The sequence below is a fragment of the Lysobacter sp. Soil_N_23 genome (assembly GCF_057656135.1).
Genome location: NZ_JBDGKY010000028.1, coordinates 1 through 15,847, shown reverse-complemented (window position 1 = coordinate 15,847; position 15,847 = coordinate 1). Strand labels below are relative to the sequence as shown.

12 protein-coding genes are annotated in these 15,847 nt (G+C 68.1%); 6 read left to right on the top strand and 6 right to left on the bottom strand.

Translation table 11 applies throughout. The features are described 5' to 3' along the window. Positions 1-178 precede the first annotated feature (178 nt). Together AC3A3X_RS16350 and mdoH are read left to right on the top strand one after the other, a co-directional pair. Entirely contained in the window at positions 179-1,720 is a 1,542-nt protein-coding gene (locus tag AC3A3X_RS16350) for an OpgD/OpgG family glucan biosynthesis protein (RefSeq protein WP_487584082.1), read from the top strand. Beyond that, positions 1,708-3,633, top strand: coding sequence for a glucans biosynthesis glucosyltransferase MdoH (gene mdoH / locus AC3A3X_RS16345; protein WP_487584081.1), 1,926 nt, complete (start codon positions 1,708-1,710; stop codon positions 3,631-3,633). The genes AC3A3X_RS16350 and mdoH overlap by 13 nt, the downstream gene beginning before the upstream one ends. Positions 3,634-3,791: 158 nt before the next feature. On the opposite strand, the gene ppx is transcribed toward mdoH, so the two are convergent. From ppx to AC3A3X_RS16315, 6 genes are all read right to left on the bottom strand, one after another. Beyond that, the gene (gene ppx, locus AC3A3X_RS16340) at positions 3,792-5,321 is read right to left on the bottom strand and encodes an exopolyphosphatase (protein WP_487584080.1); all 1,530 of its coding nucleotides are present in this window, start codon (positions 5,319-5,321) and stop codon (positions 3,792-3,794) included. Positions 5,322-5,379: 58 nt separating this feature from the next. Further along, positions 5,380-7,479, bottom strand: a complete 2,100-nt coding sequence (gene ppk1, locus AC3A3X_RS16335) for a polyphosphate kinase 1 (RefSeq protein WP_487584079.1) — start codon at positions 7,477-7,479, stop codon at positions 5,380-5,382. Continuing rightward, positions 7,476-8,807, bottom strand: coding sequence for a phosphate regulon sensor histidine kinase PhoR (gene phoR, locus AC3A3X_RS16330; RefSeq protein WP_487584078.1), 1,332 nt, complete (start codon positions 8,805-8,807; stop codon positions 7,476-7,478). The genes ppk1 and phoR overlap by 4 nt, the downstream gene beginning before the upstream one ends. A gap of 9 nt (positions 8,808-8,816) precedes the next feature. Beyond that, positions 8,817-8,966: a hypothetical protein gene (locus AC3A3X_RS16325; RefSeq protein WP_487584077.1), complete on the bottom strand. Its 150-nt coding sequence runs from the start codon at positions 8,964-8,966 to the stop codon at positions 8,817-8,819. Beyond that, the gene (gene phoB, locus AC3A3X_RS16320; RefSeq protein WP_487584076.1) at positions 8,963-9,670 is read right to left on the bottom strand and encodes a phosphate regulon transcriptional regulator PhoB; all 708 of its coding nucleotides are present in this window, start codon (positions 9,668-9,670) and stop codon (positions 8,963-8,965) included. The genes AC3A3X_RS16325 and phoB overlap by 4 nt, the downstream gene beginning before the upstream one ends. A 128-nt stretch (positions 9,671-9,798) precedes the next feature. Next, complete coding sequence (locus AC3A3X_RS16315) at positions 9,799-11,457, bottom strand: M48 family metalloprotease (protein WP_487584075.1); 1,659 nt, start codon at positions 11,455-11,457, stop codon at positions 9,799-9,801. A 227-nt stretch (positions 11,458-11,684) separates the two neighbouring features. Between AC3A3X_RS16315 and grxC the strand changes: the two genes are divergently transcribed. From grxC to AC3A3X_RS16295, 4 genes are all read left to right on the top strand, one after another. Then, positions 11,685-11,990, top strand: coding sequence for a glutaredoxin 3 (gene grxC, locus AC3A3X_RS16310; protein ID WP_487584074.1), 306 nt, complete (start codon positions 11,685-11,687; stop codon positions 11,988-11,990). Next, the gene (locus AC3A3X_RS16305; protein ID WP_487584073.1) at positions 11,987-12,388 is read left to right on the top strand and encodes a carboxymuconolactone decarboxylase family protein; all 402 of its coding nucleotides are present in this window, start codon (positions 11,987-11,989) and stop codon (positions 12,386-12,388) included. The genes grxC and AC3A3X_RS16305 overlap by 4 nt, the downstream gene beginning before the upstream one ends. Before the next feature lie 212 nt (positions 12,389-12,600). Then, a complete protein-coding gene (locus AC3A3X_RS16300) occupies positions 12,601-13,608 on the top strand; it encodes an isocitrate dehydrogenase (protein WP_487584072.1) in 1,008 nt (335 codons plus the stop codon). A gap of 743 nt (positions 13,609-14,351) precedes the next feature. Then, entirely contained in the window at positions 14,352-15,686 is a 1,335-nt protein-coding gene (locus AC3A3X_RS16295; RefSeq protein WP_487584071.1) for a Na+/H+ antiporter NhaC family protein, read from the top strand. The last annotated feature ends 161 nt before the right edge of the window (positions 15,687-15,847 follow it).

The following is a 15,847-nucleotide window of genomic DNA, read 5'->3' as shown; positions in this document are numbered from 1 at the left end:
ACTTGCGCGGTGAAACCGGGATGGCAGGACGGTGACGCAGCGATGACGAAGGCGATGAAAACGGTTACCCGAACCCCGTCGCAACGAAATACCGCCGGATGCGCCGTACGTCCCGGCGGCGTTAACAAACAAGCACCTAAAATGAATGGTTAACTGTCACCGTAACCGAGGAGAGCGTGTGCAACGACGCGAAGTGCTGCTGGCGGGATTGTCCTGGCCCCTGATCTCGCTGCTCTCCGGCGCGAGTGCGCGCGCCATGGCGGCGGCGCCCGCGGCTGCGGCGCCCTTCGATGCCGACACGGTGGCCTCGCTTGCGCGCGCGCTGGCGGCCAGGCCCTTCGTCGCCCAGAGCAAGCAGCTGCCGGCATCGCTGGAGAAGATCGGCTACGACCAGTACCGCGGCATCCGCTTCAACCCGGCGCAAGCGCTGTGGCGGGGCGCGAACGTGCCGTTCCAGGCACAGTTCTTCCATCGCGGGTTCTTCTTCCGCGACCGGGTGGACATCTTCGACGTCGCCGGCGGCGTCGCCACCCCGGTGGTCTACCGGCCGGCTCAGTTCACGTTTGACGGCACCGCGGCGCCGAAGGAGAACGACCTGGGCTATGCCGGCTTTCGCCTGCATTCCCCGATCAACCGTCCCGAATACTTCGACGAGGTTAGTGCCTTCCTCGGTGCGAGCTACTTCCGAGCCGTGGCCAAGGGCCAGGCCTATGGATTGTCGGCACGAGGCCTGGCGCTCAAGACCGGTGCGCCGGCGGGCGAGGAGTTCCCGGTGTTCCGCAGCTTCTGGCTGGAACGGCCGGCGAGCGGCGCCGATCACGCGATCGTGCATGCACTGATGGACAGCCCAAGCGTTGCCGGTGCCTATCGCTTCGTGATCCGACCCGGAGTGGAGACCGTCTTCGACGTTTCCGTACGGCTGTTTCCGCGCGTGGCCCTGGACCAGGTCGGCATCGCGCCACTGACCAGCATGTTCCAGTTCGATTCCAACGACCGCGTCGGCATCGACGACTACCGGCCGGCAGTGCACGACTCCGATGGCCTGGCCCTGGTCAACGGCAGCGGCGAGCAGATCTGGCGCCCGCTGCAGAATCCGTCGGTGCTGCAGGAAAGCGCCTTCGAAGACGTCAATCCGCGCGGCTTCGGCCTGATGCAGCGCAAGCGCGCCTTCGCCGACTACGCCGACAGCGAGGCCCATTACGAGAAGCGCCCGAGCCTGTGGATCGAGCCGCAGGGCGAGTGGGGCGCCGGTGCGGTGCACCTGTTCGAACTGCCGACGGCGGACGAATTCCACGACAACATCGTGTCGTTCTGGCGCCCGAAGCAGGCGCTGGCGGCCGGCCAGGAGCACCGCTTCGACTACCGCATGCACTGGTGCGACCAGCACGCCTGGCTGCCGCATCTGGCGACGGTCACGCGCACGCGCGTCGGCGCTGTCGTCGCTGGCACCGATGCCCAACGCGGCTCACGCCAGTTCGTGATCGACTTCGCCGGCGGTCGACTGCAGGGCATGGACGATGGCGCACCCGTCCGCGCCGATGTCACGGCGGGCAAGGGCAAGGTTGCCAACGTCACCGCGCATGCCAACGCTGGCGCCGGCGGATGGCGCCTGGCCTTCGAACTGCAGCCCGGCAACGAGCGCAGCATCGAACTGCGCGCCGTGCTCGGTGATGCCTCCGGTCCTCTCAGCGAGACCTGGCTGTACCGGTGGACGGCGTGAGCGGCGTGACGATCACTCCGGCATCCGGCGCCGCGACCGGGGCTCCGGCACCGGCGCAATGGCTGCCGCCCGAAGCGCCGCTGCCGATGCCGGTGCAGACACTGCGCGCAGGGCGCCTGACCAATCCAAGGCTGCCGACCACGCCCGGTGCGATGGCCTGGCGACGCACGCTCGTCATCGGCGGCGCCGCGCTGCTGACCCTGATCGCCGCCTACCAGATCTGGTGGGTGCTGCGCGGCGGCGGCACCGACATTCTCGAAGGCTTGCTGCTGCTGTTGTTCGTGGCGCTGTTCGCCTGGATCGCGCAGGCCTTCGTCAGCGCGCTGGCCGGTTTCATCCTGATCGTGACGCGTCGCGGCGGACGCCTTGGGCTTACCCGCCAGGGCGAACGGCCGACACTGGTATCGCGCACCGCGCTGTTGATGCCGACCTACAACGAGGAACCCGAACGCCTGCTGGCGGGGCTGCAGGCGATCTACGAATCGCTGCAGGAGACCGGGCAGCTGGAGAAGTTCGACTTCTTCGTCCTCAGCGATACCACCGATGCCGGAATCCGCGGCGCCGAGGCGCGCGCCTTCGCCAGCCTGCGCGAGCGTACTGGCGGCCACGGCAACCTGTTCTACCGGCACCGTCCCGACAACCGCGAGCGCAAGGCCGGCAACATCGCCGAGTGGGTGCGCCGTTTCGGCGGCGCCTATCCGCACATGCTGATCCTCGACGCCGACAGCCTGATGACCGGCGAGACCATCGTCCGCCTCGCCGGCGCGATGGAAGGCCATCGCGATGTCGCGCTGATCCAGACGCTGCCGATGATCGTCAACGGCAACACCCTGTTCGCGCGCATGCAGCAGTTCGCCGGGCGCGTCTACGGGCTGGTCATCGCCCACGGCATCGCCTGGTGGCATGGCGCCGAGAGCAACTACTGGGGCCACAACGCGATCATCCGCACGCGTGCCTTCGCCGACCAGGGCGGCCTGCCGGAGCTGTTCGGCATCAAGCCGTTCCGCGGCACGGTGCTGAGCCACGACTTCGTCGAGGCCGCGCTGCTCCGCCGCGGAGGCTGGGCCCTGCACATGGTGCCGGGGCTGGGCGGCAGCTACGAGGAAGGTCCGCCGTCGCTGACCGACATGCTGGTGCGAGACCGCCGCTGGTGCCAGGGCAACCTGCAGCACAGCGCGGTGCTGCCGGCGAAGGGCCTGCACTGGGTCAGCCGCTGGCACCTGATGATGGGCATCGGACATTACTTCACCTCGCCGATGTGGGCGATGCTGATGCTGGTCGGCCTGGCGATTCCGCTGCAGAAGGCCGGCTTGGCGTGGGACAGCCTGAAGCTGCCCGGTTTCTCCCCGACCGCCTACTGGCGCGAGCAGGATCCTGAGCGCTTCGTCTGGGTGTTCTTCCTGACCATGGCGGTGCTGCTGGCGCCCAAGTTCATGGGCTACCTGACGCTGTTCTTCGATCGCGACACGCGCCGTGGCTGCGGCGGTGCGATCCGTGCCTTCCTGAGCATGGTGCTGGAAACGCTGCTGGCGGCGTTGATGGCACCGGTGACGATGTACGTGCAGTCGCGCGGTGTCGCCGAGGTGCTGGCGGGCAAGGATTCGGGCTGGGATGCACAGCGGCGCGACGATGGCACGCTGCCGCTGTCGGGCCTGGTGCGCAACTACGCCGGCGTGACGGTGCTGGGCGTGGTGGCGGGGTGGATGGCGTACATGATCTCGCCGTCGCTGGCGGCGTGGATGGCGCCGGTGATCCTGGGCTTGTTCCTGTCGATCCCGATCGTGGCGCTGACGTCGACGCGTGCGGCTGGTTTGTTCCTGCGGCGAATCGGGATCTTCTCGATTCCGGAGGAACACACGCCGCCGCAGGTGCTGGTGCGTGCGGCAAAGCTGCGCGAGGCGCTGCACAAGTAACGCCTCACCGTCGTCCCGGCGAACGCCGGGACCCAGGCCATCAAGCATCCAGCCCTGTCACGTCGCCCCGGCGAACGCCGGGATCCAGGCCATCAAGCATCCAGCCCTGTCACGTCGTCCCGGCGAACGCCGGGACCCATCTTGACGTTGCCGTTGCCCTACACCGCTTCCAGCTTCAGCACCACGCCCAGCCCCGCCATGTCCTGCGGTTCGCCTTCCAGGTCGGCGCGCACCAGCGGGCGCATGTCGATCCAGCGGCGGGACATGGCCAGGGTCAGGGTATTGCCGTCCGCGCGTGCATCGAGCTGCGGGATCGGGTCGGCCTCGTGGGCGCGATGCAGCAGCACGGCCAGGCGTAGCAGCGTGGCCAGGCGACGCGCCGCCGTGAGCAGACGGTCGGGCAGGGCCTCAAAGGCCGACTTGGGGATGCCGCGGCGATGGGTGCGGATCAGCGCCGCCAGGAACTGCTGCTGCTGGCGCGAGAAGCCGGCGATGTCGGAGTTCTCGACGACGTAGGCGCCGTGCACGTGATACTGGCTGTGGGCGATCGCCAGGCCGAGCTCGTGCAGGCGCGAGGCGCGCTGCAGCATCAGGCGGTCATCGGCATCGAACTGCCAGGCCTGGGCGATCTGGTCGAACAGCCGCATCGCGGTGACCTCCACGCGTCGTGCCTGGCCGTCGTCGATGCCATAGCGCTGCATGAGGGCGGCGACGGCTGCGTCGCGCGGATCGTCCACGCCGCCGCGGCCGAGCATGTCGTACAGCACGCCCTCGCGCATGGCCGCCTTGCTGACCGCCATGCGCTTGAGGCCCAGGGCATCGAAGGCGGCCTCGAGGATCAGCACGCCGCCGGCGATCACCGGACGGCGCTCCGACGACAGGCCGGGAAGCTCGATTGCATCGATGCGGTCGGCCTGCAACAGGCGATCGCGCAGGACCGGCAGCGCTTCGGCGGTGACCGCACCCTTGGTCAGCTTCATCGCCGCGCAGATGTCGCCGATGGCCTTGTTGGTGCCGGACGATCCCAGCGCCTCGTCCCAGCCCAGCGCACGGTAGGTACCGGCGAACTGCTGGAACTCGGCGGTGACCTCGGTCAACGCGTCGCGCCACTTCTTCTTCGACAGCTTGCCGTTCTCGAAGAAGCGGCGGGTGGTGGCGATGCAGCCCACCTGCAGGCTCTCGCGCTCGATCGCCTCGAAGCCGGAACCGATGATGCATTCGGTCGAGCCGCCACCGATGTCGATCACCATGCGCAGCTCTCCCGGCTTGGAAGGCTGCGCGTGGGCGACGCCAAGGTAGATCAGGCGCGCCTCCTCACGGCCGGCGACCACTTCGATCGCATGCCCGAGCGCGGCCTCGGCCGGCATCAGGAACGCCTGCGGCACCGCCAGGCGGCGGACGGTGTTGGTGGCGATTGCGCGCACACGCTGCGGCGGAATGTCGCGGACGCGCTGGCCGAAGCGGGCCAGGCAGTCGAGCGCGCGCTGGCGCACTTCCGGCGACAGGCCGCCGCGACGATCCAGGCCCTCGGCCATGCGCACGGTCTCGCGCAGGCGGTCGACGATGCGCAGCTGGCCGAGCACGTAGCGGGCGACCACCATGTGGAAGCTGTTGGATCCCATGTCGACGGCAGCCAGCAGGTCGCCGTCGGCAAGCGGCAGTTTGCTGGTGGGGAAGGCGTCGCTCATCGGCACATGATCCCCGTTAAGGCACCGCCGCGTCCATCCTTGTGCGGATGGACGTCGTTCAGGCCGAGATCTTGGACATCAGCCAGGCCTGCGCCGAGTGGGCCGGAGTGCCTTCGGTCGGCGTCACGCGGACGTACTCGCCATCGGTCTGCAGCTCCCAGGCATTGACGTTGTCGTTGAGGTAATTCTCAAGCGCCTCGTTGTAGACACGCTTGGCCAGGTCGGGCGAAAGCACCGGGAATCCGGTCTCGATCCGTCGCAGCAGGTTGCGTTCGAGCCAGTCGGCGCTGGAACAGAACAGGTCCGGCGCGCCATCGTTGGCGAACCAGTACACGCGGTGGTGCTCGAGGAAGCGGCCCACGATCGAGCGCACCCGGATGTTCTCCGAGATGCCCGGCATGCCCGGGCGGACGGTGCACGCGCCGCGCACGATCAGGTCGATCCGCACGCCGGCCTGCGAGGCCAGGTACAGCGCACGCACCACCTGCGGTTCGTTGAGGGCGTTCATCTTGGCGATGATCCGCGCCGGCTTGCCGGCCCTGGCGTGGCGGGTCTCGCGGTCGATGCGCTTGAGCACGCCGGCATGCAGGGTGAAGGGCGACTGCAAGAGGCGCTTGAGCTTGACGGTGGGAGCCAGCCCGGACAGCTGCTGGAAGATCATGTGGACGTCGGCGCCGATCTCTGGGTCGGCGGTGATCAGGCCGAAGTCGGTGTAACCGCGCGCGGTGCCGCTGTGGTAGTTGCCGGTGCCCATGTGCACGTAGCGACGCAGCTTGCGGCCTTCGCGACGCACGATCAGCATCATCTTGGCGTGGGTCTTGTAGCCGACCACGCCGTACACGACCTGCACGCCTGCATCCTGCAGGCGATCGGCCAGGCCCAGGTTGGCCTCCTCGTCGAAACGCGCGCGCAGCTCGACCACGACGGTGACGTCCTTGCCGTTGCGGGCGGCCTGGACCAGGCTGTCGACGAGCATCGAGTCCTTGCCGGTGCGGTACAGCGTCTGCTTGATCGCAAGGACATTCGGGTCTTCCGATGCCTGGCGCAGCAGTTCGAGCACCGGCGTGAAGGCATCGAACGGGTGGTGCAGCAGCACGTCGCCTTCGGCCACCTTCTCGAACATCATCTCGACGCCCGACAGCTGCCTTGGCTGGAACGGCGGGAACTTCAGTTCCGGACGCTGCACCAGGTCATAGACCTGGATCACGCGGTTGAGGTTGACCGGGCCGTTGATGCGGTAGACCGCGTTCTCGGTCAGGTCGAAATTCTCCAGCAGCGTGCGCACGATGTCGTCCGGGCACTGCTCGGCGATCTCCAGCCGCACCGCGCGCAGGTAGCCGCGGCCGACCAGTTCGTCGCGCAGCGCCAGCGCCAGGTTCTCGACTTCGTCCTCGTCGACGATCAGCTCGGAGTTGCGGGTCACGCGGAACTGGTAGGCCCCCTTGACCTGCATGCCCGGGAACATCTCGTCGACGAACGCCGACAGCACCGCCGACAGGAACACGAAATCGTGCTTGCCGCCGCCGACTTCCTCGGGGATCTGGATGATGCGCGGCAGCGAGCGCGGTGCGCGCACGATCGCCAAGTGGCCTTCGCGACCGAACGCGTCCTTGCCCTTGAGCACGACGACGATGTTGAGCGACTTGTTGAGGATCTTCGGGAACGGGTGCGCCGGATCCAGGCCCAGCGGAGACAGCACCGGCATGATCTCGTCGCGGAAGTAGTCGCGCAGCCAGCGCGCCTGGTTCTCGTCCCACGCATCGCGGCCGAGCACGCGCACACCGCCGTCCCACAGGGCCGGGCGCAGCACGTGGTTCCAGCATTCGTACTGCGCCTTGACCAGCTGCGCGGCGCGGTCGTGGATGCGTGCCAGCACGGTGGCCGGCGACAGGCCGTCGGCGCCGGTGGCGATGCCCAGGTCCTGGGCGTGGCGCAAGGTGCCGGCGCGGATCTCGAAGAATTCATCGAGGTTGGTGCACGAGATGCACAGGTACTTCAGGCGCTCCAGCAGCGGCACCGTCGTGTCCTGGGCCTGGGCCAGCACGCGGAAGTTGAAGTCCAGCTGCGACAGCTCGCGGTTGAAGTACAGGCCGGGGTCGCGCAGCGGATCGGATTCGAGCGGCGGCTCTACTGATGGCGTTACGACAACGGTGTTCATGGCAATGCCTCGAAGGACAACGCGAGGTCTTCGCGCGGGCGCACGCGATCGGCGCCGAAATGACAGGAGAACGTACTGCCGCGACCGACTTCGCTGCTGATCTCCAGACGTGCCTGGTGCAGGTTCAGCACGTGCTTGACGATCGACAGGCCCAGTCCTGTGCCGCCGCTTTCACGCGAGCGACTGGTCGAGACACGGTAGAAACGTTCGGTGATGCGCGGCAGGTGCGCGGCCGGGATGCCGTAGCCACTGTCGGCCACTTCCAGCACCGCGCCCTTGCCCTCCGGCCGGAAGCGGATGCGGATCGTGCCGCCGGCCGGGGTGTAGCGGATCGCGTTGCCGACCAGGTTGGAGAATGCGCTGTGCAACTCCTTGTTGGAACCCCACAGGTCGACTGTGGCAGCGTCCTCCAGCAGGATTTCGTGACGGCCCTGGCTGAGCGCGACCGCCTCGCGCCGCAGCGTCGTGAGCATCGGCGACATCGCCACGGTTTCCTCGGCCGGCAGGCTGTCCTGCGATTCCAGCCGCGACAGCGTCAGCAGATCCTCGACCAGTTGGGTCATGCGCTGCGACTGGCGCTGCATCTCGGCCAGCATCGGCGCCCAGTCCGGATGCTCGGCGGGGTCGAGCATGTCGAGGTAGCCGTGCACCACGGTCAGCGGCGTGCGCAGCTCGTGGGAAACGTTGGCGACGAAGTCGCGGCGCATCTGCTCCAGCTGCAGCAGGCGACTGACATCGCGCGCGACCAGCAGCCACAGGTCGTCGGAGTAGGGGATCAGGCGCAGGCTCAGCGTGGCGGCCGGATTCCACGGCGAAGTCACTTCAAGCGTCTCGGCGTTACGCCCGGAGGCCAGCCAGTGCGACAGCTGCAAGGGTTGCAGGCGCTGCACGATCGGACCACCGATGTCGCGCGGATACTTCAGCTGCAGCAGGCCGATGGCGGCCTCGTTGAACCACTGGATGCGCTGGCTGTTGCGCTCGACCACCACGATCGCGTCGGGCAGCGCCGCCGCGGCGGCACGGTAGGCGCGCAGCATGTCGATCAGGCGCTTCTTGCGCCCGCGCATTTCCGACTGGCTGCGGTGGAGCAGCCGGTCGAGTTCGTTCCAGATGCCTTCGCCGAGCGGTGGCGTCAGGCGCTGGCGCGCGGTCAGGCGCACCAGCACGCTGCGCAGGCGCCAGTAGTGCCAGGCGACCACGCCCAGTGCGGCGAAGGTGATCACCGGCCACGGTTGCCCGATGGCAACGCCGACCACGGCGGCAATGGCCAGGATCAGGGCAAGTTGGCCGAGGGTGCGGAACCAGGCGGAGCGGGCGCGGGGCGGCATGGCCGTCGATCAACTTTCCGTGGTGGTGAGTACGACTTCCTGAGCGTAGCGAGCGGCCTGCCTGGCCGCCAGCAGGCGGCCCTGCGAATGGTCACTGCGTCGCGAATGGTGGCCCGGCTGCAGGCCGCGGTCGGTCGACGCCGGCCGCGTCCGCTTCATGCCGCCAGCGAGGCGGAGAAGCGATAGCCGGCGCCGCGCACGGTCTGCACCATGCCGTCGAGTCGATGCGGTTCGAGCGTCTTGCGCAGGCGCCGGATGTGCACGTCGACGGTGCGTTCTTCCACATACACGCTGCCGCCCCAGACATGGTCGAGCAGTTGCGTGCGGGTGTAGACACGCTCGGGGTGAGTCATGAAGAAGTGCAGCAGGCGGTATTCGGTCGGGCCGATCTGCACCGGCTGGTCGCTGCCTTCGGCGGCGGCGAACACGCGGTGGGCGGCGCCGTCGATGCGCAGCGGGCCGATGCCGACGCTGCCGTCCTCGTCGTCCTCGCGCGAGCGCCGCAGCACGGCGCGGATGCGGGCCAGCAGCTCGCGCGCCGAGAAGGGCTTGACCACGTAGTCGTCGACCCCGGCCTCGAGGCCGCCGACGCGGTCGTTCTCCTCGCCGCGCGCGGTCAGCATGATGATCGGGATCTCGCGGGTGAGCTGTTCCTTGCGCCAGCGTCGGGCCAGCTCCAGGCCGCTGGTGCCGGGCAGCATCCAGTCGAGCAGGATCAGGTCCGGAACGCGGTCGGCGATGGCCGCCTGGGCCTCGCGCGCGTCACCGGCGTGGACGGGGTCGTATTCGCCCTTGCGCAGGGCAAAGGACACCATGTCGCGGATGGCGGGTTCGTCTTCGACAATCAGGATGCGCTTCTGCACACGGTCACCGGGGGGAAGGGCTGAAGGGGCCCGAACTGGAGGGCCTTGGGAAGCCGCGTCAGTACACTACCGTTTTGTGACGATGGCATGACATGGTCATCGGACAGTCTGCCGCTCCCACCTTTCGACTACTGGCGTCGCAGGTCCTCGTCGCGGATGCCCTGGCGCTTGAGCTCGAGCACGGTCGGGGTGATCGCGGCGATGCGCGACTCGATCCGGGCGCGGGCGTAGTAATCCAGGTCGCTGCGGCGCTTGAGGGTGTTGAGCTGGACCAGGGCCTGCTCGGGACGGCCATTCAGGTAGGCTGCCTCGGCATAGGCCTCGCCAGCGCGGATCGGATCCCCGGCGATCTCGCAAGCGCGGGCAAAGGTGCTCTGGAAGATCGCGTCGTTGCCGGAACTGCCCAGCAACGGCCGCAGTACGGCCTGCGCCCGCTTGCCGGCCGCGACGGTATTGCGCTCGGAGAGCACGTCGGCGTAGGTCAGCACCACGGCACGGTTGTTGGGCGTCTGCCGCAGCAGCGCTTCGAAGCGGGCATCGGCCGAGGCCGCCTTGCCGGTGCGCGCTTCGGCCTGGCCCATCGCCAGGGTCAGCCACATGTCGCCCGGATGCGCCTGCAACAGCTCGCCCAGTGCGATCGCGGCCGCCCCGGCCTGGTTGCCGCGAAGGCGGGCCAGGGCCTGGCCGTAGCGCTGCGCGTCGGTGAACTTCTTGCCGCCGGCGAGGCGCTCGTACTCACGCAGGGCATCGCCAGGGGAGTCTGCGCTGAGAACGCGCAGGCGCTCGCGTGCGTACTCGAAGCGACCAGTGCCACCGCTCTGTGCCGAGGCGGTGAGCTGGCCGCCCACGTCCAGGTTGGGCGGCAGCAACGGATTGCTGCTGTTGTCGAGCGAATACTGCGGCTTCGCGGTGCTCTCGCTGCGGCACTGCGCCGGGCCGTCGGGATCGCGCACGCAGACCTCGGCCGTGCCGCCCTGCTCACGCTTGATCCGCGCCGCGCGTTCCTTGGCTTCGGTGATGCGGGTGATCGTCACCGGGTGGGTCATCAGCCAATCCGGCGACTCGCCCCAGTAGTTGGCGCCATTGCTGCGCGAGCGCGCCTGCAGGGTGGCGAAGAAGTCCGCCATCGCTTCCGGGTCGTAATGGCTGCGGGCGAGGGTCTGGATGCCGAGGCGGTCGGCCTCGGACTCGTTGGACCGGGTGTAGTCGATCTGGCGCTGCTGGATCATGCCCATGGCACCGGCCATGGCGGCCTGTGCGGCGTCGTCGTCGGAATTGCCGCCGGCGGCCTGGGCCGCGACGATCGCGCCGAGCATGGCCAGCAGGATCGGCAACTGGTCGCGCTGGGCGCGTTCGGCGCCGCGCAGCACGTGCTGCTGGGTGACGTGGGCGATTTCGTGCGACATCACCCCGGCGACCTCGTCCTCGCGCTCTGCCGCCAGCACCAGGCCGGAGTTGACGCCGACATAGCCGCCGAGGGTGGCGAAGGCGTTGATCTGGCGCTCGCGCAGCATGAAGAAGGTGAAAGGCTGGCGCGGGCGGTCGCTGTTCGCCGCCAGGCGCGTGCCCAGCGTATCGAGCCAGCTGTCGATCAGCGGGTCTTCGAGCAGGTAGTCGTAGTGGCGCAGCTGCGCCAGCATCATCGCGCCGTATTCCTCCTGCTGCCGTGGAGTCAGCAGCTCTCCGGCCGACGAACCGATGTCGGGCAGGTTGGCCTCCTGCGCCGGCGCGCAGACGCTGGCGACGGCAAGGGTGAGGGCGGCAGTGAGCAGGGCGATACGACGCAAGCGGGTGGTCCCTCGAGGACTCTGGGCGAGGCGGTGTCCGCAGGATGCGGGGCGGGGCGGTCGTCCGGATGAATCGGCTGTTAATCCTTACGGCAGTCCGGTCGCGCTGGACAGCTTCCGGGCCACCCGCGCAACGGCTGTGTTCCGTGCATGGGCTGGAAATGAACCCGGGTCAGGCCCATATTCGACCACAACCGCATTGGCGAGTTCATGCAGGAGAGATCGTTTTGAGCAGCACCGCGTCCGCCGCGCCCGGCACCAGCAGTTCCGCCGCGCCCGAGATCACCATCTATACCACCGCGATCTGCCCCTATTGCATCGCGGCGAAGAATTTCCTGAAAAGCAGGAACCAGACGTGGACCGAGGTCCGGATCGACCTGGACCCGGCCCAGCGCGAGCTGATGCTCAGCCGTGCCCGCCGCACCAGCGTGCCGCAGATATTCATCGGCGACACCCACGTCGGCGGGTACGACGACATGATCGCCCTGCATCGCGCCGGCGGCCTGGAGCCGCTGCTGGCAGGTGGCGCATGAGCGACTCGACCGGCAAGACCGAGGGCGACCGCGTCGCCGAGTTCACCGCGTTCCGCAAGCGCATGAACGAGCGCATCCTGGCCGAACCCAACCAGGTGGTTCGCAGATTCTTCGCGCTCGATACCCAGACCTACCAGGCCGGCGCGCTCGACGTGAAGACCAAGGAGCTGCTGGGCCTGGTGGCTTCGATGGTGCTGCGCTGCGACGACTGCATCAGCTACCACGTCGCCCAGTGCAGGGAGGCCGGGGTCAACCGCGAGGAGATGTTCGAGGCGTTCTCGGTCGGCCTGGTGGTCGGCGGCTCGATCGTGATTCCGCACATGCGCCGCGCCGTCGATTTCCTCGATCGGCTGGAGCAGGGCGAGGCCGCGGCGCCTGGAGGCCACGACCACGGCTGAGGCCGCGACAGGTCACCGCATGTGGGAGCGGCTTCAGCTGCGACAGGCAGCCTGAGCGCCCGGGTCGTGGCTGAAGCCACTCCCACAGCCCCCTCGACCAAAGTTCGACGGGCCCGTTCCTGCAGGAACACGTCGCTTCCGGCATAATTCCGGGGCTAACCATCCGGCGCCGTACCCTCCGCAGGGCGCCCATCAGCCTGGAAAATCCCCCTATGACGCAGACCATCACGGTCATCCGTGGCGACGGTATCGGCCCGGAAATCATGGACGCCACCCTGCACGTGCTCGACACGATGGATGTCGGACTGCAGTACGAATTCGCCGACGCCGGCCTGGTCGCGCTCGAGAAGCACGGCGAGCTGCTGCCGCAGGCGACGATGGACTCGATCCGCAAGAACCGCATCGCCCTCAAGAGCCCGCTGACCACGCCGGTCGGCGAGGGCTTCAGCTCGATCAATGTGGAGTTGCGCAAGCGCTTCGACCTGTACGCCAACGTGCGTCCGGCCAAGTCGTTCCCGAACACCAAGTCGCGCTTCCCGACCGGCGTCGACCTGATCACGGTGCGCGAGAACACCGAGGGGGCCTATATCGGAGAGGGCCAGACGCTGTCGGAAGACGGTGAAGTCGCGATGCTGACCCAGAAGGTCACGCGTCGCGGTTCCGAGCGCATCGTGCGCTACGCCTTCGAGCTGGCCCGCAAGACCGGCCGCAAGAAGGTCACGGTCGTGCACAAGGCCAACATCCTCAAGTCGACGTCGGGCCTGTTCCTCAAGACCGCTCGCGCGGTGGCGGCGGAATATCCGGACATCGAGTGCAACGAGATGATCGTGGACAACACCTGCATGCAGCTGGTGATGCGTCCGGAGCAGTTCGACATCATCGTCACCACCAATCTGTTCGGCGACATCATTTCCGATCTGTGCGCGGGCCTGGTCGGCGGTCTCGGCCTGGCGCCGGGCGCCAACATCGGCACCGATGCGGCGATCTTCGAGGCGGTGCACGGCACCGCTCCGGACATCGCGGGGCAGGGCAAGGCCAATCCGTGCGCGCTGCTGCTGGGCGCGGCGCAGATGCTTGATCACATCGGCCAGCCGGAGAAGGCGAGCCGCCTGCGCGCGGCGATCATCGCCACGCTCGAGGCCAAGGACTCGCTGACCCCGGACCTGGGCGGCAGCGGCAACACGATGTCGTTCGCCAAGGCGATTGCCGGGCGGATCTGATCCGCTTCGGGTTCGGTTCGGTTCGGGACGGGGCGCTTCGGCGCCCCGTTTGCGTTTGGGGCGGCGGCTTCATTCGGGTGGCCGGCTTGGGGAGGCGGCTGGCTTCGGAAGGGCGTCGTCCGCCGGGCTGGGGATTGCTCCGCCCCTTAGTCGAACATCCTGTCCGAATGCGGGGCGCGGGACATCCATGTCCCGCTGCGGAGCAATCCCCAGCCCGTCGAACGACGCTCCGACAATTCGTTGCCCGGTCTTCGGTGGCCCTCACCCCAACCCCTCTCCCGTAAACGGGAGAGGGGCTCCCATCGTCAAGACCGTCATCCCCGCAGAGGCGGGGACCCAGTGACGTTGCTCTGCCGTCATTCCCGCGAAGGCTGGAACCCATGGACGTTGCCCTTGCCCGTCATTCCCGCGAAGGCTGGAACCCAGCGACTTTGCCCTTGCCGTCATTCCCGCGAAGGCGGGAACCCATGGACGTTGCCCTTACCCGTCATTCCCGCGAAGGCGGGAACCCATGGACGTTGCCCTTACCCGTCATTCCCGCGAAGGCGGGAACCCAGTGACGTTGCCCTTGCCGTCATTCCCGCGAAGGCGGGACCCCATGGACGTTGCTCGTGTGGCCGTACACCCGCGTCCACCCGCGCGCCATCCTCACCCACGCGCAGCCACCGTTCCGCCCATGCACTCGACAGCGCCCTTGCTGCACTGCAGAATCCGCAGGCTTACAAATCCATCCGGATGGAAAGATGAACGATTCGGTCCGCCCTAGCGCCCTGGCGCTGGCGCCGCTCCTGCTGTTCCTGGCGCTGTTCTTCGGTGCGGGCCTGTACTACACGACCCACGGCGAGGCGATGGGCTTCTATCAGCTGCGCGCGCCGGTGGCGATCCTGCCGGCGCTGGCGCTGTCGGCGTTCATCGCCTGGCGTCGTGGGCTCAAGCCGCTGGAGACGCTGCTGTCGGGCATGGGCGACCACAACGTGGTGCTGATGTGCCTGATCTTCCTGCTCGCCGGTGGCTTCGTCGAGGTATCCAAGGCGATCGGGGCGGTCGACGCGATCGTCTCGCTTGGCATCGGTCACGTGCATCCGGCGCTGCTGCTGCCGGGCCTGTTCGTCGTCGCCGGCTTCATCTCGCTGTCGCTGGGTACCTCGATGGGCACCATTGCCGCGGTCGCGCCGATCGCACTGGGCGTATCCGATGCGTCCGGCCTGGACCGCGCGCTGGTGCTCGGTGCGGTGATCGGCGGTGCGACGTTTGGCGACAACCTGTCGGTCATCTCCGATACCGCCATCGTTGCCAGCCGCACCCAGGGCTGCAGCATGCGCGACAAGTTCCGCGAGAACCTGAAACTGGCGTTGCCGGCGGCGGTGCTCACCGTGATCGTGCTGGGTCTGGTGGCCGAGACGGCGCCGGTGCAGCCGCTGGATCCGGTCTCGCCCTGGCTGATCCTGCCGTATCTGATCGTGCTCGGGCTGGCGCTGGCCGGTGTCGACGTGATCATCGTGCTGAGCCTGGGGCTGGTGATCGCCGGTGTGTTCGGTGCGATCTTCAGCGACGAGTTCGGTGTCGCCTCCTATGCCACCCACATCTGGGAAGGCTTCGAGAGCATGATCGAGATCACCCTGTTGTCGCTGCTGGTAGGCGGCCTGGGTGCGCTGATGAAAGCCACCGGCGGACTGAGCTGGCTGGCGCAGGTGATCGGTCGCTTCGCGCGTGGTCACCGCAGCCGCCGCGCCGGTGAAATCAGCATCGCCACGCTGTCGGCGACGACGGACGTGTTCACCGCCAACAACACCGTCGCGATCCTGATCAGCGGCGGCCTAGCCCGCGACATCGCCCAGCAGCACGGCGTGCCGCCGGCGCGCGCGGCCAGCGTGCTCGACATCTTTGCCTGCGTCACGCAGGGCGTGCTGCCCTACGGCGCGCAGATCCTGCTGGCGGCATCGCTGGGTGCGGTATCGCCGCTGGCGCTCGCGGGCAGCGTCCACTACAGCTGGTTGCTCGGTGCGATCACCGTGATCGCGATGCTGTGGCCGCGTCGCGAGAAAGCGACCGCGCAACTGCATGCGGGTGGCGGCTAGGTCGGCTGCGGCTGCTTGCGCCTTTTGGGTTTCCTGCTCCGTGGTGGCGTCGTCCGCCGGGCCGGGGATTGCTCCGCCCCGCCTTCGGACATCCTGTCCGAAGGCGGGGCGTGGGCCATCCATGGCCCACTGCTGCGCAATCCCCGGCCCGGCGGACGACG